Origin of the sequence: Lacinutrix jangbogonensis (genome assembly GCF_000797445.1) — a bacterium.
Classification (GTDB): domain Bacteria; phylum Bacteroidota; class Bacteroidia; order Flavobacteriales; family Flavobacteriaceae; genus Lacinutrix; species Lacinutrix jangbogonensis.
Map to the genome: position 1 here is coordinate 114,014 of NZ_JSWF01000024.1, position 23,072 is coordinate 137,085.

At 32.9% G+C, this 23,072-nt stretch carries 19 protein-coding genes and 1 pseudogene; 13 read left to right on the plus strand and 7 right to left on the minus strand.

The features are described from left to right. Positions 1–96: 96 nt before the first annotated feature. The 4 genes from fabV to RH82_RS06570 form a co-directional block, all read right to left on the minus strand. Complete coding sequence (gene fabV, locus RH82_RS06555; protein WP_034059171.1) at positions 97–1,287, minus strand: enoyl-ACP reductase FabV; 1,191 nt, start codon at positions 1,285–1,287, stop codon at positions 97–99. A 3-nt stretch (positions 1,288–1,290) separates the two neighbouring features. Beyond that, a complete protein-coding gene (gene lpdA / locus RH82_RS06560) occupies positions 1,291–2,691 on the minus strand; it encodes a dihydrolipoyl dehydrogenase (RefSeq protein ID WP_034059172.1) in 1,401 nt (466 codons plus the stop codon). Positions 2,692–2,797: 106 nt separating this feature from the next. Continuing rightward, a complete protein-coding gene (locus RH82_RS06565; RefSeq protein ID WP_034059173.1) occupies positions 2,798–3,424 on the minus strand; it encodes a CPBP family intramembrane glutamic endopeptidase in 627 nt (208 codons plus the stop codon). 138 nt (positions 3,425–3,562) lie between these two features. Continuing rightward, a complete protein-coding gene (locus RH82_RS06570) occupies positions 3,563–4,021 on the minus strand; it encodes an Lrp/AsnC family transcriptional regulator (protein ID WP_034059174.1) in 459 nt (152 codons plus the stop codon). Between the two features lie 177 nt (positions 4,022–4,198). On the opposite strand from RH82_RS06570, the gene RH82_RS06575 reads away from it, so the two are divergent. Next, positions 4,199–5,413, plus strand: a complete 1,215-nt coding sequence (locus RH82_RS06575; RefSeq protein WP_034059175.1) for an aminotransferase class I/II-fold pyridoxal phosphate-dependent enzyme — start codon at positions 4,199–4,201, stop codon at positions 5,411–5,413. A gap of 91 nt (positions 5,414–5,504) precedes the next feature. Here the strand turns inward: RH82_RS06575 and RH82_RS06580 are convergent, their stop codons facing one another. Beyond that, positions 5,505–6,527 carry a metal-dependent hydrolase gene (locus RH82_RS06580; protein WP_034059176.1) on the minus strand — a complete coding sequence of 341 codons (1,023 nt, stop codon included), beginning with the start codon at positions 6,525–6,527 and terminating at the stop codon, positions 5,505–5,507. Positions 6,528–6,613: 86 nt separating this feature from the next. Here RH82_RS06580 and nhaC point away from each other — a divergent pair. The 6 genes and pseudogenes from nhaC (at position 6,614) to RH82_RS06610 (ending at position 10,956) form a co-directional block, all read left to right on the plus strand. Further along, a pseudogene (nhaC, locus tag RH82_RS06585) lies at positions 6,614–8,100 on the plus strand (Na+/H+ antiporter NhaC). Between the two features lie 143 nt (positions 8,101–8,243). Beyond that, positions 8,244–8,888 carry a peroxiredoxin gene (locus RH82_RS06590; protein ID WP_034059177.1) on the plus strand — a complete coding sequence of 215 codons (645 nt, stop codon included), beginning with the start codon at positions 8,244–8,246 and terminating at the stop codon, positions 8,886–8,888. A gap of 74 nt (positions 8,889–8,962) precedes the next feature. Continuing rightward, positions 8,963–9,271: a thioredoxin family protein gene (locus RH82_RS06595; protein ID WP_034059178.1), complete on the plus strand. Its 309-nt coding sequence runs from the start codon at positions 8,963–8,965 to the stop codon at positions 9,269–9,271. 52 nt (positions 9,272–9,323) lie between these two features. Further along, the gene (locus RH82_RS06600; RefSeq protein ID WP_034059179.1) at positions 9,324–9,581 is read left to right on the plus strand and encodes a DUF6952 family protein; all 258 of its coding nucleotides are present in this window, start codon (positions 9,324–9,326) and stop codon (positions 9,579–9,581) included. A 188-nt stretch (positions 9,582–9,769) separates the two neighbouring features. Continuing rightward, complete coding sequence (locus RH82_RS06605; RefSeq protein ID WP_034059180.1) at positions 9,770–10,663, plus strand: DnaJ C-terminal domain-containing protein; 894 nt, start codon at positions 9,770–9,772, stop codon at positions 10,661–10,663. Next, entirely contained in the window at positions 10,660–10,956 is a 297-nt protein-coding gene (locus RH82_RS06610) for a chaperone modulator CbpM (RefSeq protein ID WP_034059181.1), read from the plus strand. The genes RH82_RS06605 and RH82_RS06610 overlap by 4 nt, the downstream gene beginning before the upstream one ends. Positions 10,957–11,243: 287 nt before the next feature. On the opposite strand, the gene katG is transcribed toward RH82_RS06610, so the two are convergent. Further along, positions 11,244–13,442, minus strand: coding sequence for a catalase/peroxidase HPI (gene katG, locus RH82_RS06615; protein WP_034059182.1), 2,199 nt, complete (start codon positions 13,440–13,442; stop codon positions 11,244–11,246). 222 nt (positions 13,443–13,664) lie between these two features. On the opposite strand from katG, the gene tpx reads away from it, so the two are divergent. The 6 genes from tpx to ribB all read left to right on the plus strand — a co-directional run bounded on the left by tpx (position 13,665) and on the right by ribB (position 21,511). Further along, a complete protein-coding gene (gene tpx, locus RH82_RS06620; RefSeq protein ID WP_034059183.1) occupies positions 13,665–14,171 on the plus strand; it encodes a thiol peroxidase in 507 nt (168 codons plus the stop codon). After that, the gene (locus tag RH82_RS06625) at positions 14,164–14,535 is read left to right on the plus strand and encodes a diacylglycerol kinase (RefSeq protein ID WP_034059185.1); all 372 of its coding nucleotides are present in this window, start codon (positions 14,164–14,166) and stop codon (positions 14,533–14,535) included. The genes tpx and RH82_RS06625 overlap by 8 nt, the downstream gene beginning before the upstream one ends. A 105-nt stretch (positions 14,536–14,640) precedes the next feature. Further along, positions 14,641–17,085 (plus strand): FtsK/SpoIIIE family DNA translocase, encoded by a 2,445-nt coding sequence (locus tag RH82_RS06630; RefSeq protein ID WP_034059186.1) that lies wholly within the window; start codon positions 14,641–14,643, stop codon positions 17,083–17,085. A 46-nt stretch (positions 17,086–17,131) separates the two neighbouring features. After that, entirely contained in the window at positions 17,132–17,773 is a 642-nt protein-coding gene (locus RH82_RS06635; protein ID WP_034059188.1) for a LolA family protein, read from the plus strand. 62 nt (positions 17,774–17,835) lie between these two features. Then, entirely contained in the window at positions 17,836–20,253 is a 2,418-nt protein-coding gene (locus RH82_RS18785) for an LptF/LptG family permease (RefSeq protein WP_241148016.1), read from the plus strand. A gap of 106 nt (positions 20,254–20,359) precedes the next feature. After that, positions 20,360–21,511, plus strand: coding sequence for a 3,4-dihydroxy-2-butanone-4-phosphate synthase (gene ribB, locus RH82_RS06645; protein ID WP_034059189.1), 1,152 nt, complete (start codon positions 20,360–20,362; stop codon positions 21,509–21,511). Here the strand turns inward: ribB and RH82_RS06650 are convergent. After that, positions 21,508–23,064: a family 16 glycosylhydrolase gene (locus RH82_RS06650; RefSeq protein WP_034059190.1), complete on the minus strand. Its 1,557-nt coding sequence runs from the start codon at positions 23,062–23,064 to the stop codon at positions 21,508–21,510. The genes ribB and RH82_RS06650 overlap by 4 nt on opposite strands. Positions 23,065–23,072 lie beyond the last annotated feature (8 nt).

Sequence of the window (23,072 nt, forward strand, 5' to 3'; positions counted from 1 at the left end):
GGAATGACAAAAGGGCGTTTTTAATATTTTAGAACAGTATTAAAACAAAAAAAGCGAACTTAAAAGTTCGCTTTTTTAAATATTTATAATAAAAATTTATTCTTTTATACTTGGAACGTTAACGACTTCTTCAACATCCTCATCATAATCAACACCTTCAACTTTAAAACCAAAAAGATTAAAGAAATCTGTTTCATAACCTTTTAAATCTCCTATTTCCGGTAATGTTTCAGTTGTCGCTTGTTTCCAAAGTTCTAAAACTTTCGCTTGTACAGCGTCTCGCATTTCCCAATCGTCAATTCTAATACGTCCAGCTTCATCTAAGTCTAAATTTTCAGCATATAAGCGCGCATTAAATAAACGTTCAATTTGCTCAATACAGCCTTCATGAGTGCCTTCAGCTTTCATTACTTTATATAATAAAGAAATATACAAAGGAATTACTGGAATAGCAGAACTCGCTTGTGTTACCAATGCTTTATTTACAGAGACGTATGCTTTTCCGTTGATATCATTTAAACTATCTGTAATTTTAAATGCTGTTGCTTCTAAGTGGTCTTTTGCTTTACCAATGGTCCCATTTCTATACACCGCTTCAGTTAATGAAGATCCAATATATGAATAAGCCACCGTCTTAAAATTTTCAGATAAAACTCCAGCAGCTTTCAGTTGATCGATCCACATTTGCCAATCTTCACCACCCATTACAGTTACAGTATTTTCAATTTCCTCTTCATTACAAGGTTCTATTGAAATTTCCTTTACCTCACCAGTATGAAAATCTACAGTATTATTTGTAAATGTTTTTCCGATAGGTTTTAGAACTGATTTAAAACGTTCTCCAGAATCTGGATGTGTTCTTACAGGAGAAGCTAAACTATAAATTAGCAAATCTATTTCTCCTAAATCTTGTTTAATTAAGTCAATAGTTTCTGCTTTTATTTCATTTGAAAACGCATCACCATTTATACTTTTTGCATACAAACCATCTTTATGAGCTTGCGCTTCGAAGGCTGCACTATTGTACCAACCAGGAGATGCTGTACGTCCTTTTTTTGGTGGCTTTTCGAAAAAAGCACCAATAGTAGCTGCACCAGATCCGTAAGCACTTGTAATACGTGACGCTAATCCAAAACCTGTGGATGCGCCGATTACTAATACTTTTTTAGGACCTTCTTTTACTGGTCGTTCTTTAATATATTCTATTTGATTTAATACGTTTTGCTCACAACCTTTTGGATGTGCGGTTAAACATATAAAGCCTCTTGTTCTTGGTTCTATTATCATAATTTATACGTGTAAAGCGCGATCTTCTGTTGCTGCTAAAGCTGCTTCTTTAACTGCTTCTGCAAATGTTGGATGTGCATGAGACATACGCGAAATATCTTCTGCGCTAGCTCTAAATTCCATAGCCACAACAGCTTCTGCTATTAAATCTGCACAACGTGCACCAATCATATGTACTCCTAAAACTTCGTCTGTTTTCTCATCGGCTAAGATTTTTACAAACCCGTCGATATCACCACTTGCTCTAGCTCTTCCTAAAGCTCTAAACGGAAACTGTCCTACTTTGTAAGCAACACCAGATTCTTTTAATTCTTCTTCAGTTTTACCAACTGCTGCAACTTCTGGCCATGTGTAAACAACACCTGGAATTAAATTATAGTCAATATGTGGTTTTTGTCCTGCTAAAGTTTCAGCTACAAAAACACCTTCTTCCTCAGCTTTATGTGCTAACATAGCACCTTTTATAACATCTCCAATGGCATAAATATTGCTTGTAGACGTTTGTAAATGTTCATTTACATCAACTTGACCTTTATCATTAATTTTCACACCAGCAGCTTCAACATTTAAGCCAGCTGTATAAGGACGACGTCCAACAGAAACTAAGCAATAGTCTCCTTTAAATTCTACATCTTCTCCTTTTTTGTTTTTTGCTTTTACTACGACTTCTTCACCATTACGCACCACAGATTCTACTTTGTGAGACAACATCATTTTGCATTTTGCCTTTTTAAAGACCTTATTAAGTTCTTTAGATAAACTAGCATCCATAGTTGGAATGATACGATCCATATACTCAACAACTGTAACTTCTGATCCTAAACGACGATAGACTTGACCTAATTCTAAGCCAATAACTCCACCTCCAATTATGATTAAATGCTTAGGGATTTCTTTTAGTTTTAAAGCTTCAGTAGATGTGATAATACGTTCTTTATCTAAAGTGATAAATGGCAAGTTTGAAGGCTTCGATCCGGTAGCAATAATACTATATTTCGCTTCAATTTCTATTTCCTTTTCACCATCAATTTTTATATGCGTAGCGTCTATAAAGCTTCCCATACCTTGATAAACATCGATGTTATTTTTCTTCATTAAAAAATCAATCCCTCCTGTTGTTTGATCTACAACTGCTTGCTTACGACCAATCATTTTTTCAAGATTCACCTTAATTTCTCCAGGTATTTCTATACCATGGCCTTCAAAGTGTTTTGTTGCTTCTTCGTAATGATGTGAAGAGCTTAACAACGCTTTACTTGGAATACAACCAACGTTTAAGCACGTGCCACCTAATGTTGAATATTTTTCTATTATTGCTGTTTTCATGCCTAGTTGTGCACAACGTATTGCTGCTACATATCCTCCAGGTCCTGAACCAATTATGGCTACATCATATTTACTCATAAAAAATGTTTTTGTATAAATTCCTATTTCTCGGAATGACAAATTTAATATTACAACAAAAGTACAATTTTGATTTGTGACAAACCAATGACTATCGATTAAATTTTTAACTAGGAAAACCTAGCATTTCGCCCATTCCTACAGTAAATAACCAACAACCATAAATAGCATGTTCTATAGTTACCAGAAGCGTTGATTCTGTCTTCTTATAAGTGAATGCAAAAAGTAATCCTCCTAAAAAGGTTAGTATAATTACTAAACTATTTCTAAAAAACAAATGCGCTAAAGCAAACACTATGGCGTTAATAAATATAAAGAGTTTTTTATTCTGAAATAAACTTTCGTAACGCTGAAAATAAAACGTTCTATAAATTAACTCTTGAGGATAGACTGAAAATGTAGAATACACAAATAATAAAACTAACCACATTAAAGGTTTATTTACAACCACTTTAAACAAGCTTTCTTTATCTGAAAAAAGCACAAAAACGATAGTAATTATAGCTATAACAAGTAACTTTATAAAAGTCTCCTTAAAAAAGGAAGTCCAGTCCAGATATTTAGAAATTTTTAAGCTTTTTTTCTCTACTTTTAATAGCACATAGATACTATAGAAAAAACCAGTAATGGCCAGTATTGCTTTTATCCAAACAGGAAAGTCTAAAGCAAAACTCACAGGGACAACTATGAATATTAGAAAGAACTCTGTAAGTCTGTATTTTACGGATTGCATGTTTTGTAAATCATTATTATACAAAGATACGCAGAGTTTTACAGAGATGCACTGAGGGTTTAATCCTTCGTTTAAAAATCACAACTACCTTTTTGACTTTGAACCTTTAAATCTTTGCTCCTTTGCAAGAAATAATATTTAAACCGAAATGGCAGTGGTATGTTTCACTTGGTTAATCATAAACATACTATGTGTACTACCAATATGATTAATATTGGTTAATTTATTTACCATAAACTCTCTAAACGCTTCCATATCTTTTACTAAAACTTTTAGTAAATAATCGTAATCGCCACTGATGTGAAAGCATTCTAAAACTTCTTCTAATTGTGCAACTTCTTTTTCAAAACTAACCACATAATCTTGAGTATGTTGCGACAGTTTAATATGACAAAAAGCAACAAAAGATTTTTCTATTGCTTCTTTATTAATTAAAGCGACATATTTATCTATCACGCCATTATTTTCAAGTTTTTTTATGCGCTCGTAAACTGCTGTAATAGATAAATTCAACTTACTAGAAAGCTCTTTATTGGTCTGTTTACAATCTTCTTGCAGCAGTTGAATTAATTTGGTATCGATGGCATCAAAAGTCATAATCGAAAAATTTTCAGTTGTATTGGCATATTTTTATAATTAAACTTAAAATAAACCATATTATTAATAATATTCAGTTTTAATAACTGAATTTAAACAAATCTATTGATTATTAATCTAAAATAAACCAATTTTACATCATAATATTCATAAATTTTAAACTTATACATCTAAATTATGGCGTTTAAACCAGCAAATAATATTCAGGATTTACAATATTTCGGAGAAAATGGAGGCGTAAACCCTTCAATTTCAGACTCTTCAACTTACACCTTTTTAAAAGCAAAAACAATGCTTGACACTTTTGAAGGCAATACAGATGGTTGTTACTTATACTCACGCCATACGTCTCCAAGCAATTTATATCTTGGCGAAGCTTTAGCTGCTATGGAAGGTACTGAAACTGCAAATGTTGCAGGATCAGGAATGGGAGCAATTACTCCAACTCTTCTGCAACTTTGCGGTGCTGGTGATCATATAGTATCTAGTAGAACAATTTATGGAGGAACTTATGCTTTTTTAAAGAATTTTACGCCAAGAATGAATATTCAAACAGCGTTTGTAGATATTACAAAATTAGATAACGTTGAAGCCGCAATAACAACTAACACAAAGGTCCTTTATTGTGAATCTGTGAGCAATCCTCTTTTAGAAGTTGCGGATATAAAAGGTTTATCTGCTTTAGCAAAAAAACACAATCTCACTTTAGTTGTAGACAATACGTTTTCACCATTATCAATCTCTCCTGCACAATTAGGTGCAGATATAGTGATACATAGTTTAACAAAATTTATCAATGGATCGTCGGACACAATGGGTGGTGTTGTTTGTGGCTCTTCAGAATTTGTGAATTCGCTAAAAAGCGTAATTGATGGCGCAAGTATGTTACTAGGTGCTTCTATGGATAGCTTGCGTTCTTCTTCAATTTTAAAGAATATGAGAACACTTCATATTAGAATGAAACAACATAGTAAAAACGCGGCTTTTTTAGCTGAAAAATTTGAAGGTTTAGGCATAAAAACAGTTTATCCAGGATTAGCATCACATCCATCTCATGAACTTTTCAAATCTCTGATGAATGCCGAATACGGATTTGGAGGGATGCTAACTATTGATGCTGGATCTCTTGATAAAGCCAATGCGTTAATGGAATTAATGCAAGAAAAAAACCTAGGCTATTTGGCAGTAAGTTTAGGGTTTTACAAAACACTTTTTAGTGCTCCTGGAACATCTACCTCTTCGGAAATTCCTGAGGATGAACAAGAAGAAATGGGAATAACAAATGGGTTAATTCGTTTTTCTATTGGTTTAGATAATGATATAGAACGTACTTTTGAAATAATGCAAGCGTGTATGGAACGTGTTGGTGTTTTAAAACCTGAAATGGCTTAGAATAAAATTAAATAAGTGTCTGGTTGAGCACAGTTGAAACCTAAAGAACATAATGAGTTCTCGACTGTGCTCGAAAAGACAAAACTGTATATTATATCCCTTTCATACGTTCCCAAAGTTCTGCCATTGCATTACCAAAATCATCAACTTTAGGCTTAAATCCTTTCATGTTTAGCCTGTTATTCTCCTTAAAAAGCTCCAAACTAAAAACTGACACATAGCCTTCTTTTGTTTTCAATAAAGGATAACGTAAATCGTTATAAAGATAGTTATCGTTACTTAATTTTTCGACGCTAAAATAACCATTACTAAACCAAGCTAAATCTCTTAAATCTTGATAATTTGAAGGAGAAATAGCTCTTGCTTTTGGCAATTCTTTCCATTCTGAAAAACGAGCGCTTTTATCAAATAAGGAGTAAAAAGCAACTTGATAAGTTGTTTCAGTTTCAGCAATACCATACCATAGAATATTATTTAATATAGAAGGCTGTGAGCTAAAACGTGAATATTCAATATTTTTTTCAGCTAAAGATTTTTTAAAAACCGAATCAATATATAACTTATTACCAAGTGTAAATAACATATAAATGGAACTTATAGCAATACCATAGGTTAACCACTTTTTTCTTTTAGGTGTATTTCTTTTAAAAACCATTAAAACAATCATACATATCAAAAACGGAAAAGTATATAATGGATCGGCCACGGCTATAGTATTAAAAGCCACACGATAATTAGAAAATGGTGCGAATAATTGCGTGCCGTAAGGAGTAAAACAATCTAAAATAGGATGTGTAAAAAGCGACCAGAAAAACAACAAAATCCATCCCTTTAAAGTTGTAGAACCTTTACGTTTACCAGTATTGTACCCTTTAAAAACTAGCCAACCAATCAAAAAAGCACCTAAAACCGAAAATAAAATAGAGTGCATAAAGCCACGATGAAAGAGCATAATATCTATTTCATTTCCATAAAAAAGTTTACCAATAAACACGTCTAAATCGGGTATTGTACCACCTATAGCACCAAATAGCAAGGCTTTATTTCCTATTTTCTTTCCTAAAACAGCTTCTCCACAAGCAGCTCCTAGAACAATTTGAGTAATTGAATCCATATTAATTGCAAATCTAAGCTATGCAATTGAATTTGCATAGCATCTCCGAAAATCGTAACATTACATATCAAAAAAAACGAACTCATATGCAAGACAATAATCTGACCGATATTAAAATTCAAAACCAAAAAATAATTGATAACAAAGAATTAAATTTATGGGAAGCTTTGATTCCTGTATTTGCTTTAATTGGCATGCTCGCCTTTAATGTATATGTTTATGGTGATGATGCTTTAAGCGGAAGTAATCAATTTATATTATTACTTGGTGCTGCCGTAGCTACTATTGTTGGATTTTTTAATAAAGTTTCTTTTAAAATAATGATTGAAGAAGTCTCAGAAAACATTAAATCGACTACAGGCGCTCTATTAATTCTACTCATGGTTGGTGCTTTAGCAGGAACATGGCTAATAAGTGGTGTTATTCCATCCATGATTTATTATGGTCTTCAAATTTTAAATCCAACTATATTTTTGGCTGCCTGTGTTATTATTTGTGCTATTATATCAATTGCTACGGGCAGTTCTTGGACAACGTCGGCAACTGTTGGTATTGCATTGATAGGAATAGGAGAAGCCTTAGGTGTTAGCTTAGGCATGACTGCTGGAGCGATTTTATCTGGCGCTTATTTTGGTGATAAAATGTCTCCTTTAAGCGACACCACAAACCTTGCTCCTGCCATGGCGGGTGGCGAATTATTTGATCACATAAAATATATGGCCTACACGACAGTTCCTACTATTCTGATAACTTTTATAATCTTTATTATTTTGGGTTTCACCCAGGACACAAGCGGAGCCACTGATACCTCAGTCCTTTTAAAGGATATCGAAAAAACATTCAATATAAGTGGATGGCTATTTTTAGTACCCGCTGCTGTAGTTTTCTTAATAATAAAAAAACACCTCCATTAATAGCATTGTTAATCGGTACTTTGTTAGGCGGTATTTTTGCAATTATCTTTCAACCTCAAGTTGTTGCTCAAATTGCTGGTGTTGAAACTTTATCTTTTAAATCTGCTTATCAAGGAGTCATGAATGCCATTACTGTAAAAACGTCTATAGCTACCGAAAATGAAACTTTAAAAGAACTGTTTTCTGCTTCTGGCAAAGGCATGTCTGGAATGCTGGGAACTATTTGGCTTATTATTTGCGCAATGGTATTTGGCGGTATTATGGATGCTATAGGCGCTTTAGCAAGAATTAGTAAATCTCTTCTAAGTTTAGCCAAATCTACATTTGGGTTATTTGCAAGCACTGTTGCAAGTTGTCTAGCTTTAAATGTAACCGCTTCAGACCAATATTTAGCATTAGTCATTCCTGGTAAAATGTTTAAACAAGCCTATGAAGATAAAGGTCTTGCTCCTGAAAACTTAAGTAGAACATTAGAAGACTCTGGCACAGTAACCTCTGTTTTAGTTCCTTGGAACACATGCGGAGCCTACCACAGTGGTGTTTTGGGCGTTGGTGTTGGTGAATATTTTATCTATGCTATCTTTAATTGGTTAAGCCCAATAATGACATTAATTTTCGCAGCATTCTCAATTAAAATTAAACAATTAATAACTAAATAACTGTAAGTTATCACTTTACCATTTTACCATCATCAAAGACTATAGCTAAATAAGATTTTAAAATTTTGTTTGGCTATATTTTTTTGTCTTCTATTGTAGATTTGTCCACTTAAAATAAAACAATAATTACAAAAATTTATAAAATGGCAATAGTAGGAAAACAGTTTCCAGACTTAAGTGTAGATGCAATGAACGAAATGGGTGACACCTTTAAATTAAACGTTCTTGAAGAAGCAAAAAACAATAAGAAGAAAGTATTATTATTCTGGTACCCAAAAGATTTCACTTTTGTTTGCCCAACAGAATTACATGCTTTTGAAGCTGCTAAAGCAGAATTCGAAAAAAGAAACACAATCCTTATTGGTGCTTCTTGTGATACTCCAGAAGTGCATTTTGCATGGTTAAATACTGCTAAAGATAATGGTGGAATTGAAGGTGTAACTTACCCACTTTTGGCAGACACAAACCGTAACTTAGCTTCTACATTAGGTATTTTAGATATTACTAATGAGAAGTACAATGAAGAAACGGGCGTTATAACTGTAGAAGGAGATAATGTAACTTACAGAGCAACTTACGTAATAGACGAAGAAGGAACAGTACAACACGAAGGCGTAAACAACATGCCAATTGGTAGAAACGTAAACGAATTTTTACGTATTATTGATGCGTTAACACATGTTCAAGAAAAAGGTGAAGTTTGTCCTGCAAACTGGGAAGAAGGAAAAGATGCAATGAACGCTAACAGAGCTGGAGTTGCAGATTATTTAGCTTCGCACTCAAACTAAATAATAAACAAACAATTTAAATCCAAACTCCAAAAACAACTTTTGAAGTTTGGATTTATTAATTTCAAAACAGTATGGTTCAAGAACTAGAACAAGATAATTTAAATGAGATTATTAGTAGTAATGACGTTGTGGTTGTACAATATTCTGCTACTTGGTGTGGAAACTGCCGTATTATGAAACCAAAGCTTAAAAAATTGGCTTCAGAATTAGAGAATATTACGTTTGTAATTGCTGATGCAGAAAAATTTCCTGAATCAAGAAAATTAGCAACTGTAGATAATTTACCAACTTTTGCTGCTTTTAAAGCTGGAAAATTTGTGAATCAAACACAAACTAATAAATTCGACGTTCTAAAAGAATTAGTTGCAGAAGTATCATAAAGTAGTAATAACTAAAAAATAGTTTCTTTCCATTGGGAAGACGTAAGATGAGATGAAATTACCAGTAATAAAACACCTAACGCAATTTATAGCCGAGAACGACGAAGATTTTGTTGTTGAAACTATTGAGACTTTAGAAGCATTAACCGAAGTTCCTTCGTTAAAAGACGAAGAATTAGATGTTATTGGCGAACTTATTTCTAATATGTATGGTGCCATTGAAGTGAACAAAATGATAAAAGAAGGCACACCACAAAAGGAAGCGTTAAATAGTTTTATGAAACGTGTTTTAGGTGCTATCGATAAATAGAACAAAAAAAGAAAAATTTGTATTATTTAAAAACCACTTTGCGAAAGCAAGGTGGTTTTTTGTTTAAATTGAAGCTTGACTTTGTCAAATTTTTCAACTAACTTCGTTTAGCAACCATTACATTGCATTGCATTGAAACGAAACTTTATTTTTGCATTATACCCAATTAAAAAAAATAAAATTAATAAATGGCATTTATCGATTATTACAAAATCTTGGGCGTTGCGAAGACCGCGACTGAAAAGGAAATTAAAACCGCCTATCGGAAACTCGCTCGAAAGCATCATCCTGATGTAAACCCTGACAACAAAGAAGCTGAGAATAAATTCAAAGAAATAAATGAGGCAAACGAAGTTTTAAGTCATTCTGAAAGTCGCAAAAAATACGACAAATACGGAAAAGATTGGAAACATGGAGAAGAGTTTGAAAAAGCTCAGAGACAGCAGCAACGAAAGGCTCAGCACCAATCTGGCAGGCAAAGCTATTCAAACGAAGAACATTCTGATTTTTTCGAATCAATGTTCGGAGGAGGAAGATCATCACGCAATCAAGGTCGCAGTCCAAAATATAAAGGGCAGGATTACAATGCTGAATTACATCTTAATTTAAAAGATGTTTACACAAGTCAACAACAAGTACTAACAGTCAATGGTAAAAAAATAAGGTTAACAATTCCCGCAGGAGTTGAAAACGGTCAAGTAATAAAAATTAAAGGAAAAGGAGGAACAGGAGTCAATAATGGACCAGATGGCGATTTGTTCATCAAATTCAACATTGACAATCACACGCAGTTCAAACGTGAAGGTAATAACCTATATCAGAATGTCAATCTGGATTTATACACATCCATTTTGGGCGGAGAAATCACAGTAAACACTTTTAATGGTAAGGTCAAGCTCAAGATAAAGCTTGAAACGAAAAATGAATCAAAATTGAAATTGAAAGGAAAAGGTTTTCCTATTTATAAAAAAGAAGGTGAATTTGGCGATTTGGTCATCACCTTTCATATAAAAACACCAACTGATCTAAGTGAAAAAGAAATAGAGCTATTCAAGGAATTACAAAAAATCAAGAAAAAATGAATGAAAAACCTTTAATATCGACACAAACTCTTTGTTCACATTATAATATTGAAATTTCATTTGTAGATGCTTTAAACAATATGGGGCTCATCCAAATCGAAATTATTGAGCAAAATCAATTTATACATCAAGACCAAATTGGTGATCTAGAAAAAATAATCAGACTTCACAATGAGTTAAACGTAAACTTAGAAGGCATTGATGTGGTATTTAATTTATTAGAAAAGGAACGAAAATTACGAAATGAATTAAATGTCCTTAAAAACAGATTAAAGCTTTATGAGAATGACTAATTAGAATTATTATAGCCTATCTAATAAAATAATACTATAATTCAATACAGAAGGAAAAACATCTATATTATGAATTATTACTACATAGAAGCAAAAAATGAGTATAGAAGCGCTATTAAATCGTCAATACTAGTAAACAAACCGTTAAACGAAACCCTAAAATAGTTCATCTACACGAGCGTTCTATTCTTACAACTTCAAAAAAATTAGACTTTCATCTTTTTTGAAAACAAAAAAGGAATGCGTTTATAAACGCACTCCTTTTAATACTGACTTTACAATATTTATTATTTTAAATCAAAACGGTCTAAGTTCATCACTTTAGTCCACGCGGCAACAAAATCATGAACAAATTTTTCTTGCCCATCATTTGCACCATAAACTTCGGCAACTGCTCTTAATTCTGTATTAGACCCAAATATTAAATCGGCTCTAGTTCCAGAGAACTTCATTGCATTCGTTTTGCGATCACGACCAATAAATTCTTTATCTTCAGTCGAAGCTGCTTTCCAAGTTAACCCGAAATCAAGAATAGTAGTAAAAAAATCGTTTGTTAAATGTCCAACATTTTCTGTAAACACACCATGTTTAGAACCATCGTAATTAGTTCCTAATACACGTAATCCTCCTACTAAAGCTGTCATTTCTGGAATAGACAATGTCAATAAGTTTGCGCGATCTACTAATAAATCTTCACCGGCAACATTTAGATTAGAATTCATATAGTTTCTAAATCCATCTGCTATCGGCTCTAAATGGCCAAAAGACTCTATATCTGTTTGTTTTTGCGTAGCATCTCCTCTACCTTGAGTAAAAGAAACAGCAAGGTCATGCCCTGCTTTTTTAGCGGCTTCTTCCACACCAACATTTCCTGCTAGCACAATTAAATCTGCTATAGATATAGTTCCTTTAAATTCGTTTTTAATACCTTCTAGAGTGTTTAATACTGTATCTAATGCTTCTGGATTGTTTACTTCCCAACTGCGTTGTGGTTCTAAACGTAAACGTCCTCCATTTGCACCTCCTCTTTTATCAGAGCCTCTATAGGTTGAAGCTGAAGCCCAAGCTGTTGATACTAATTGAGAAACTGTAAGTCCAGAATCTAAAATTAGATTTTTCAAAGTTGAAAGATCTGCTTCACTTAATCTATAATCAACTGTTGGAATTGGATCTTGCCAAATTAATTCTTCTTTAGGCACTTCCGGTCCTAAATAGCGATTAACTGGTCCCATATCTCTATGCGTTAATTTATACCATGCACGTGCAAAAGCATCTTCAAAAGCTTTATGATCTTTAAGGAAACGCTTAGAAATTTCTAAGTAAGCAGGATCCATTTTTAAGGCCATATCTGCGGTAGTCATCATTAAGGCTTGTGTTCCATTAGCATCGCCTGCTTTTGGAGCTCTCTTCGCATTAGACGCAGCAGTTGGTGTCCATTGGTGAGCTCCAGCTGGACTTTTTGTTAATTCCCAATCGTAGTTTAATAGTACATCAAAATATTCAGCATCCCATTGTGTTGGATTTGGCGTCCATGCACCTTCAATTCCACTAGTAATAGTATCGTCTAAAACACCTGTTCCAAAAGAATTTTTCCAACCTGTACTCATTTCTTCTATAGCAGCTCCATGAGGTTCTGCACCAACATATTCATCTGGATCTGCAGCACCATGTGCCTTACCAAATGTATGTCCACCAGCTACTAATGCAACAGTTTCTTCATCATTCATTGCCATTCGACCAAAAGTAATTTTTATATCGTGTGCAGATTTTAGTGGATCTGGCTCTCCATTTGGTCCTTCAGGGTTTACATAAATTAATCCCATATGTACAGCACCTAAATGGCCTTCTAAATCACCATCGCTAGTATCGTAACGATTATCATTATCTAACCAACCGGTTTCACTTCCCCAATAAATATCTTGTTCTGGTTCCCAAACATCTGCACGACCTCCTGCAAATCCAAACGTTGGGAAACCCATAGATTCTAAAGCGCAGTTTCCTGCAAGAATCATTAAATCTGCCCAAGAGATTTTATTTCCATATTTCTTTTTTACTGGCCATAATAATAATCTGGCTTTATCTAAATTCCCATTATCCGGCCAACTATTAAGTGGTGCAAATCGCTGGTTTCCTGAAGCCGCTCCTCCTCTTCCATCACCAACTCTATATGTTCCTGCACTGTGCCATGCCATTCTAATCATAAAGGGTCCGTAATGTCCATAATCTGCTGGCCACCACTCTTGAGAATCTGTCATTAAATCTATAACATCTTGTTTCAATGCAGGAAAATCAACACTATTAAAAGCTTCAGCGTAATCAAAATGTTCACCCATTGGGTTAGATTTTGATGCATTTTGGCGTAAAATATTTAATTTCAACGCGTTAGGCCACCAATCGCGATTACTCGTTCCGCGACCTGCAGATTGCTTTTGATCTCCACTTAAAAAAGGACATTTACTAGTGTCTCCATTATTGTTATGTTCCATAGGTGTATGTTTTAGATTTTAATTCCCTAAATTTAATCAATTATATGTTTAACTCGGCATAACATAAATTGAATAAGGTTATTTCATAATAGCTATTGACTATACTAGTAATGCAAACGATAATAATTAGTTATTCATTTTAAAAAAAAATATTAGTTTCTTAAGTCTAAGTTTTCTGTAGAATGATTATTTTTAGCATTCACAAAACAAAAAAAACAAATAATGGCTAAAATAACTTTAGGAGGAACTCCTGTAGAAACAAATGGAAACTTACCAAAAATAGGAGAAAAAGCTCCAGATTTCACATTAGTAGTAAGTGATTTATCAACTCAAAAACTTTCAGATTTTGAAGGTGAAAAGTTAGTATTAAACATATTCCCAAGTGTTGACACAGGAACATGTGCTACGTCTGTACGCGCCTTTAATAAAGAAGCTGCAGAAATGAAAAACACGCGAGTATTATGTATTTCTAGAGATTTACCTTTTGCTCAAGCGCGTTTTTGTGGTGCTGAAGGTATTGATAATGTAATGATGTTATCCGATTTTAAAAATGGACAGTTTGGAAAAGATTACGGATTAGAATTTACTACTGGTCCTTTTGAAGGATTACATTCTCGTGCAGTTATCGTATTGGATGAAAATGGTATTGTAAAATATACCGAACAAGTGCAAGAAGTTGCAGACGAGCCAAATTACAAAGCATCATTGCATGCGCTTTTAGATGAATAAAAAAAAGGACTCTTTTATAGTTAATAGAATTAAAAGTGTAGGTTTTGCTTTTAAAGGCGCCTACCTTTTAATGACTACAGAAGCGAGTTTAAAAGTACAATTTACTATAGGAATACTAATAACCGTTTTGGGGTTTTATGTTGGTCTTTCGGCTACAGAATGGTGTATTCAAATTTTAGTTATTGCAATGATAATGGCTATTGAAGGTGTAAACACTGCTATTGAAGAAATTGCAGATTTTATTCATCCAGAACACCATCCAAAAATTGGGTTGATTAAAGACTTGGCTGCTGGCGCTGTATTTATTGTGGCTATTGCCGCAATTGTTATTGGTTCCATTATTTATATTCCGAAAATTTTCTGAAAATTTAAAAACACAATTGCTTTCTATTAATACCGTTAACAAACAAAAGAAACATCAAAATAATCGATTGAATTTGTTTATTTTTACGCAATATAAAAACCTAAAATGGCGAAAGCAAAAGCAAAACCTAAAACTACCAAGAAAAAGCGAAGTTTTAAAAGACCTAGTATTAAACTTACAAGTCAGCAAAAGCTAATTTTCGGAAGTCTATTAGCGCTTTTAGGTATCTTAATTTTTATTGCTTTTTTGTCTTTCTTATTTACTGGAAAAGTAGACCAAAGCGTGCTTAGCGAATTACCTTCTAGAACTACCGAAACACAAAATTGGGCGAGCCAAAGTGGTGCTTGGATAAGTCATTTATTTATTCAAAGTGGGTTTGGTATAGCCTCCTTTATTTTTTCTGGATTGGTTTTTATTTCAGGAATTTACATTCTTTTAGATTTAAAGAAAGCTAAGCTTTTTAAACATTGGTTTTGGGGAACACTTATTATTATTTGGACTTCAATTTTGTTAGGTTTTGCGATTCCGAAAATTGGACTACTAAGTGGTGTTATAGGTTTTGAGCTGAACATTTTTCTACAAAGTTATATTGGCAAAGCTGGAGTTGTACTATTACTCATTTTCGGTTTAATTACGTATTTAGCCATTAGATTTAAGTTTACTCCAGAACGTATTGGTGCGCTATTTAGAAGTGCTAAAAAAGATATTAAATCTGAATTTAAAGAGGCTTCAAACGATATTAGTATTCCTGTTGATAATGCGCTAAGTGAAGAAGCTGAAGCCATAAAATCGGCTTTCGAAATAAACGCTAAAACTGTAGAACCTACTATTTCTAATCATTCTAAAATAGAAACAACACTAGATGTATTAACTCCAGAATTAAAAGTAGAAACACCAAAGGTTGAAAAACCAAGTATCAAAACGTCTACAATGGAAATTGAAATTCCAGAAGACGAACCTGAAGTTGAAATTGAAGTAAAAAAAGTTATTGAAGAAAAATCTGAAACCGATAATCTTTCAGATAAATTAGTAGCAGATTTTGGGCAATTCGATCCTACCTTAGAATTAAGTAACTATCAGTTTCCGCCTTTAGATTTATTAAAAAAATACGATAACGAAGGTGTTACCATAAATCAAGAAGAACTAGAAGCTAACAAAAACAAAATTGTTGAAACCTTAAACAATTATAAAATTGGTATAGCAAGTATTAAAGCGACTATTGGTCCAACAGTTACATTGTACGAGATTGTTCCAGAAGCTGGTATTCGTATTTCTAAGATTAAAAATTTAGAAGATGATATTGCATTATCATTAGCAGCTTTAGGTATTAGAATAATTGCTCCAATTCCCGGAAAAGGAACCATTGGTATAGAAGTACCTAATACCAATGCAACTATTGTTTCTATGCGTTCGGTTATTGCATCTCAAAAATTTCAGAATTCAAAAATGCATTTACCTATTGCTATTGGTAAAACGATTAGTAATGAGACTCTGGTTATTGACTTAGCAAAAATGCCTCACCTTTTAATGGCTGGTGCAACAGGACAAGGAAAATCTGTTGGATTAAATGCTGTTTTAACTTCACTACTCTACAAAAAACATCCTGCAGAAGTTAAGTTTGTTTTAGTAGATCCTAAAAAAGTAGAATTAAATTTATTCAATAAAATTGAAAGACATTACCTAGCCAAACTTCCAGACGAAGCTGAAGCAATTATTACGGACAATACTAAAGTAATACATACGTTAAATTCATTATGCATTGAAATGGATAACCGTTACGAAATGCTTAAAAACGCATTGTGTCGTAACATAGTAGAGTATAATAAAAAGTTTAAAGACCGTAAACTAAATCCTAATGATGGACATGCTTACTTGCCATACATTGTATTGGTAGTCGATGAGTTTGCCGATTTAATAATGACTGCTGGTAAAGAAGTAGAAACTCCCGTTGCACGTTTAGCGCAATTAGCACGTGCCATAGGTATTCACTTAATTATCGCAACACAACGTCCTAGTGTAAATGTTATCACAGGTATTATTAAAGCCAATTTTCCAGCGCGTATAGCCTTTAGGGTATCGAGTAAAATAGATTCTCGTACCATTTTGGATGCTGGTGGAGCAGACCAACTTATTGGTCGTGGAGACATGCTTTATACGCAGGGAAACGACATGATTAGAGTACAATGTGCTTTTGTAGATACACCAGAAGTAGAAAGAATAGTCGATTTTATTGGCGCTCAAAAAGCATACCCAGATGCTTACTTACTTCCAGAATATGTTGGGGAAGAAGGTGGCACGAGTCTTGATGTAGATATTGACGATAGAGATAAACTGTTTAAACAAGCTGCCGAAATTATTGTAACAGCACAACAAGGTTCTGCTTCCTTATTACAACGTAAGTTAAAATTAGGTTATAATCGTGCAGGACGTATTATCGATCAATTAGAAGCTGCTGGCATTGTTGGTGGTTTTGAAGGCAGTAAAGCTAGACAAGTATTAATTACAGATTTAGTTGCTCTCGATCAATTATTAGCAAACGAAGGAGAATAAAAATAAGTTTCCGGTGGCACCGAAACTTAAAATTAAAATTTTTAAAATGAAGAAAGTATTACTAGTATTAGCTTTAATTATTTCAAGTGTAACATTTGGTCAAAATGATGCGAAAGCAAAAACACTTTTAAACGAAGTATCTGCAAAAGTAAAAGGCTACAACACTATAGCAATAGACTTTAAATATGTTTTAGAAAACACTTCTGAAAACATAAAACAAGAAACACGTGGAGACGTCACTATGCAAGGTGATAAATACAAATTAAATATTCTTGGTATTACCAGAATTTTTGATGGTAATAAATTACACACTATTAGTCCAGAAGATGAAGAAGTAACTATTTCTTCAGAAACTGGAAACGAAGAAGGTACGGTTACACCTAGTGAAATGTTATCGTTTTACGAAGAAGGTTTTACTTATGAAATGAATATCATTCAAAAACTAAAAGGCAGAAGAATTCAGTATATAAAATTATCTCCAATGGATTCTAATGCCACTATAAAATACATTCTATTAGGAATAGATGCGCAAACAAAACACATCTATAATCTTATAGAAATTGGAAAAAACGGAACTAAAACAACACTTACTGTTAATTCTTTTAAAACAAACGAGCCTATCTCGAAAACCTTGTTTACATTTGACAACAGTAAGTATAAAGATTACTTCATCAACAAACTAGATTAAGGCTATTAGTGAAAATATTAGATAGATACATATTAACTTCTTATCTAAAAACTTTTATCAGCGTGTTTGTAATACTCATGCTGATTTTTGTATTACAGGCTATTTGGTTATATATAAAAGAATTAGCAGGTAAAGATTTAGATGTTTTAACGGTTTTAAAATTCCTTTTCTATATCACGCCTACTCTAATTCCATTAATTTTACCGCTTACAATCCTACTCTCTTCCATTATGGTTTTTGGTAATTTTGCCGAAAACTATGAGTTTGCCGCAATGAAATCTACAGGTATTTCATTGCAACGTGCTATGGCTAGTTTAAGCGTCTTTATTGTGTTTTTAAGTATTCTTACCTTCTTTTTTAGTAATAATATCATTCCGAGAGCGCAATATGAAAGCTATAATCTAAGAAAAAACATAGCGAAAATAAAACCCGCTATGGCCATTGCTGAAGGGCAATTTAACCAAATTGGTGATAATTTTAATATTAAGGTTGCTAAAAAAACTGGTGATCGTGGACAGTTTTTAGAAAATGTAGTAATCCATAAAGGACAAGTTAGGAAACCAGGCAATCACGTCACTATTATTGCAGAAACGGGAGAGCTTGTAAGCGCTGAAGATTCTGATATTTTAAAATTAATTCTTTTTGATGGTTATTATTATGATGACACACCTCCAAATAAAAATAAGGAGAAACGAAAGAAACCTTTTACTAAAAGTGAGTTTGTAAAATACACGATGAATATAGATTTATCGCAACTTAATGCTGTAGATTTAAACGAAAAAAACACCGACAACAAATACACCATGCTTGCTATTGGTGACCTAAACTACACTACAGATTCACTAATTATAGAGCGTAAAAAGGAATTCGAAAAATTTGGAACAACACTCTACAACAGAACTAATATTGCGACATTAAACCTATCTATCGATACAAAAAAAGACACGATATATTCCGAAAGTATAATCGCTCTTTTTAACACCAAACAAAAAGTACAATTACTAGATTATGCTATAAATGCCGTGTCAAGTACAAAGCAAATTGTTGCCGCAAAAGAATCTAACATAAAAGGTAAGACCATTTGGCTAAACAGACACATTATAGCACTTCATGAAAAATTTGCTTTAGCAATTGCATGTATTATTTTGTTTTTTGTTGGTGCTCCATTAGGTGCTCTAATTAGAAAAGGTGGTTTAGGTTTACCAATGGTTATAGCAATTGTTATATTTTTAAGTTATCATTTTATTGGAATTTTCGCTAAAAACAGTGCTAGAGATGGCTCGTTTAACCCAGCATTAGCGACTTGGTTTTCTACACTTATTATGCTGCCCTTAAGTATTTATTTAACTACTAGGGCGACAAAAGATAGAGGCCTATTTGAAACTGATGGATTGTTAGAACCACTTAAAAAATTCTTCAAAATTAAAACTAAAAAAACTGAGTTTAGCACAAAAGTATTTGATGTTAATTCTGATGATTATCATGTTCTAGAGAACCTAGGCGATAATAAGCTAATTGCAATCGTTAAAAACTATAGAAATTTTGATTACACTGTAGAGCATAAAAACACGGCTATTTCTATTTTAACCTCAAGAGGAATTACAAGGCAAGAACTTAAAATGGCTGGACATTTAAATAATGATTTTCTCGAAGAAGCAAAAACTTTAAGAAACGATTTTGTTGAAGATTCTAAGCTAGCATTTATTCTTTATAGTATTGGATTAGTATTTATTCTTGTAGGAAGAATATTAATTAATAACGAACTATCCGGTTCAGGAAACGTATTGTTTTTTGTAGGAATCATCATCTTTTTAATTTTCATATTTGCTCTAGTAAAATCATTTTCTAAACACACAGACCTTTATAAGCATTTAGGTAAAAACAATAGTATTAATGGTATTCTTTTTTCTTTATTAGGTTTCCCTTTTTACATTGTTTTCTATTTTATTCAGAAAAAACAAATAACAAAAGATTTAAACGCTATTGAATTTAGAAAAAAAAGTAATTTGGAAACTATGTCTGAAACTGTAGAAAAAGCAAGTCTTGCACCAATAAATAAAGAGACTCGATTTCTTATTAAAGCATCAATTGTAACTTTAATATTAGCAGTGCTTCTAAGTGTTCTTTATTTTGTATTTAATAATAACAGATTACCTCAATATGCTTCGGCTTCAGTACAATTAAGTGTTATTTCATTTATAGTAAGTATATTCTACTTTATAAAGAATAAACAAATAAAAAAAGATATAAATGCTATTCAATTTAAGAATAAGAGTCATTCTAAAGTAATTATTGAATCAACAAATAAGAGTTTTATTAAAGCTTCAATTGTAACTTTAATATTAGCACTGTTATTGGTTGTGCTTCATTTTGTGTTAGCAAATAATATGTTACCTCAATATGCTTCGGCTTCAATACAACTAAGTGTTATTTCACTTATAGTAAGCATTTTTTATTTTATAAAGAGTAAGATGAAGTAAACTATAATCAAGCTTTACTCCATCTATTCAGAAATAGAAAAATCAAATCTCTTTTCAAAATAAAAAACCGTAAATAAGCGATATATTTGTAACTTAATGTATTTCAATGATTACTAAAACCGAACCAAAAGTGGCGTTTAAATTAAACACAATTCAAGAAGCAATTAGCGATATTAAATCTGGAAAAATTATAATCGTTGTCGATGATGAAGACAGAGAAAATGAAGGTGATTTTTTAGCTGCTGCAGAGTTAGTAACTCCGGAAATGATAAACTTTATGGCGACTCATGGTCGCGGTTTAATTTGCGCTCCATTATCCGAAGACCGCTGTAAAGATTTAGGTTTACACATGATGGTAACCAACAATACAGATCCTATGGAAACTGCTTTTACGGTTTCTGTAGATTTAAAAGGTCAAGGCGTAACTACGGGAATTTCGGCAAGTGATCGTGCTTTAACTATTAAATCTTTAGTAAAGAAAGACACAAAACCTTTCGACTTAGCCAGACCGGGTCATATATTTCCTTTAGTAGCAAAAGAAGGTGGCGTTTTGCGTAGAACAGGACATACAGAAGCAGCAATAGATTTTGCTCGTTTAGCTGGTTTACAACCTGCTGGTGTTATTGTAGAAATCATGAATGATGATGGAACAATGGCACGATTACCACAGCTTATTGAAGTGGCTAAAAAATTCGATTTAAAATTAGTTTCTATTGAAGATTTAGTGGCTTATAGAATGGATCACGATTCTTTAATAGAAAAGAAAGAAGATTTTAATATAGAAACACGTTTTGGCAGTTTTAGATTAAGAGCTTACCAACAAACAACTAACAACCAAGTACATATTGCGCTCTCAAAAGGAGATTGGGCAACTAACGAACCTGTATTAACTAGGGTGAATTCTACTTTAGTAAACAACGATATTTTAGGAACGCTTACCAATAATGCTGATAAAAAATTAGACGATATGTTTCGTGTAATAAATGAAGAAGGTAAAGGTGCTATTCTATTTATTAACCAGCAAGCACAATCGCTAAACTTATTAAAACGTCTAAACATTCTAAAAGAAAACCAAACTGAAGGCGCCATAGAAAAAGCTCCTGCAATTGCTATGGATAGCAAAGATTTTGGAATTGGCGCACAAATTCTACATGACTTAAATATACATAAACTAAAACTAATTTCGAATTCGCAACACACTAAGCGCGTTGGAATTATTGGTTACGGATTAGAGATTGTAGAATATGTTGGGTACTAATTAATAATTATTTTCTTTGTCGCAATTCGCTTTTCAGAGTATATTTTAAGGAAATACATTCCAGATTCTAAGGCTGTAACATCAATTTGTTTATTGCTTTTAGTTTTACTAAGCACTTTATTTCCTAAAACATCATATAATGCAATAAAGTCAATATTTTCTTCCGAAGTAATATTTATGTAATCTGATGCCGGATTAGGAGACACCCTGAATGCATTAGCAGAATACGGTTCTACACTTAGTGTATTTTGATATACTTTTACATAATCAATAGTCATACTACTTTGAGAAAAATTTGGATCAATAGTTCCGGCAATGCCACCCATAGCAATATTAAGCAGAAGGTATTGATCTTCATAAAAAGGCCAAGTCGCATCATTTTTAACTGCTGGATTATAAGTATAAAACCCGACACCATCTACTAAAAAAGTAATTTGATTTGGAGACCAATTAACAGAATATATATGGAAATCATTAGCCACATCGCTTATTTGTTGTGAAGCGACATTAACAGTATTTCCAAAACTTGAAGGCGTATGCAAAGCACTCGAAGTATGGTTTAGGGCACCTAAACCATGCTCCATAATATCAATTTCTCCACTAGCAGGCCAATTTACAGTACCAAATTGACTATCCCAATAACCACCATCCTCATTCGTGTTTTTACCAAGTGTCCAAATTGCTGGCCAAGTACCGTCTCCAAAAGGTAGTTTAGCTCTCACATCTACTCTACCATAGGTAAACGCGAATTTAGAATTTAAACGTGCTGATGTATATTGTTTTGTTTGTCCTTGATCGTTGAAAGTCTCACCGATAGCAACAATATTTAAAAAACCATTATCTACAAACGAATTCTCAATACGATTTGTGTAATGTTGTTGTTCTCCATTAAACCAACTTCCACCTGCAGGCAATTGCGTTTGATGAAACCAATTATTTGAGTTTATTGGGCCATTAGCATTAAAACTATCTTCCCACACCAAATCTGAGTAAATGACATCTAACGCATTTGGATCTGTAGCAACTGTTCCGTCATCAATAGCATCAATTAAATACGTTCCTGGAGTTGTAATGCCTCCATCAATAAAAAGAACTAATGCACCATATGTTCCAGAAGCGTCTATTGGTGTTGTACCATCAGAACTTAATACTGCATTTGAAAAATCGAAGGTAATATTATCTGTCCAACCACCACCTGAAGGCACATTTTGAGTCACCTCAACATTAGCATTTGTACCATTTTCTAATTTTAAAACAATATTATGTACGTTAGGATCAAACCCATAAAAAGATAAGCTAATTGTTTCTTGAAAATCTAAATCAATTGGATTAATCAAATTTAGTAAAAAACCTTGCCAAGGATCTGAACCATCATTAAAAAACTGTCCTACATCATTACTAGAATCTGCAGGATCTGTGTTAAAAGAAAAACCACTACCTCCAAATGCTGTAAAACTATCATTAGAATCTGAAAAATCTAAAGGAAGTTCTTGAGAAAACCCAGAATGGATAATAAAGAAAAACAGGAATGCAAGCGTGTATAGAGTTTTCATAAATTCAA

Excerpts from the sequence above, each read along its gene's own strand:
- RH82_RS06590 (WP_034059177.1), top strand. The coding sequence starts at position 8,244 with ATGGCAATAGTAGGAAAACAGTTTCCAGACTTAAGTGTAGATGCAATG.
- RH82_RS06650 (WP_034059190.1), bottom strand. The coding sequence starts at position 23,064 with ATGAAAACTCTATACACGCTTGCATTCCTGTTTTTCTTTATTATCCAT.
- RH82_RS06635 (WP_034059188.1), top strand. The coding sequence starts at position 17,132 with ATGAAGAAAGTATTACTAGTATTAGCTTTAATTATTTCAAGTGTAACA.
- katG (WP_034059182.1), bottom strand. The coding sequence starts at position 13,442 with ATGGAACATAACAATAATGGAGACACTAGTAAATGTCCTTTTTTAAGT.
- RH82_RS06600 (WP_034059179.1), top strand. The coding sequence starts at position 9,324 with ATGAAATTACCAGTAATAAAACACCTAACGCAATTTATAGCCGAGAAC.
- RH82_RS06565 (WP_034059173.1), bottom strand. The coding sequence starts at position 3,424 with ATGCAATCCGTAAAATACAGACTTACAGAGTTCTTTCTAATATTCATA.
- RH82_RS06575 (WP_034059175.1), top strand. The coding sequence starts at position 4,199 with ATGGCGTTTAAACCAGCAAATAATATTCAGGATTTACAATATTTCGGA.
- RH82_RS06610 (WP_034059181.1), top strand. The coding sequence starts at position 10,660 with ATGAATGAAAAACCTTTAATATCGACACAAACTCTTTGTTCACATTAT.
- tpx (WP_034059183.1), top strand. The coding sequence starts at position 13,665 with ATGGCTAAAATAACTTTAGGAGGAACTCCTGTAGAAACAAATGGAAAC.
- RH82_RS06570 (WP_034059174.1), bottom strand. The coding sequence starts at position 4,021 with ATGACTTTTGATGCCATCGATACCAAATTAATTCAACTGCTGCAAGAA.
- RH82_RS06595 (WP_034059178.1), top strand. The coding sequence starts at position 8,963 with ATGGTTCAAGAACTAGAACAAGATAATTTAAATGAGATTATTAGTAGT.
- RH82_RS06605 (WP_034059180.1), top strand. The coding sequence starts at position 9,770 with ATGGCATTTATCGATTATTACAAAATCTTGGGCGTTGCGAAGACCGCG.
- RH82_RS06625 (WP_034059185.1), top strand. The coding sequence starts at position 14,164 with ATGAATAAAAAAAAGGACTCTTTTATAGTTAATAGAATTAAAAGTGTA.
- lpdA (WP_034059172.1), bottom strand. The coding sequence starts at position 2,691 with ATGAGTAAATATGATGTAGCCATAATTGGTTCAGGACCTGGAGGATAT.
- RH82_RS06630 (WP_034059186.1), top strand. The coding sequence starts at position 14,641 with ATGGCGAAAGCAAAAGCAAAACCTAAAACTACCAAGAAAAAGCGAAGT.
- RH82_RS06580 (WP_034059176.1), bottom strand. The coding sequence starts at position 6,527 with ATGGATTCAATTACTCAAATTGTTCTAGGAGCTGCTTGTGGAGAAGCT.
- fabV (WP_034059171.1), bottom strand. The coding sequence starts at position 1,287 with ATGATAATAGAACCAAGAACAAGAGGCTTTATATGTTTAACCGCACAT.
- ribB (WP_034059189.1), top strand. The coding sequence starts at position 20,360 with ATGATTACTAAAACCGAACCAAAAGTGGCGTTTAAATTAAACACAATT.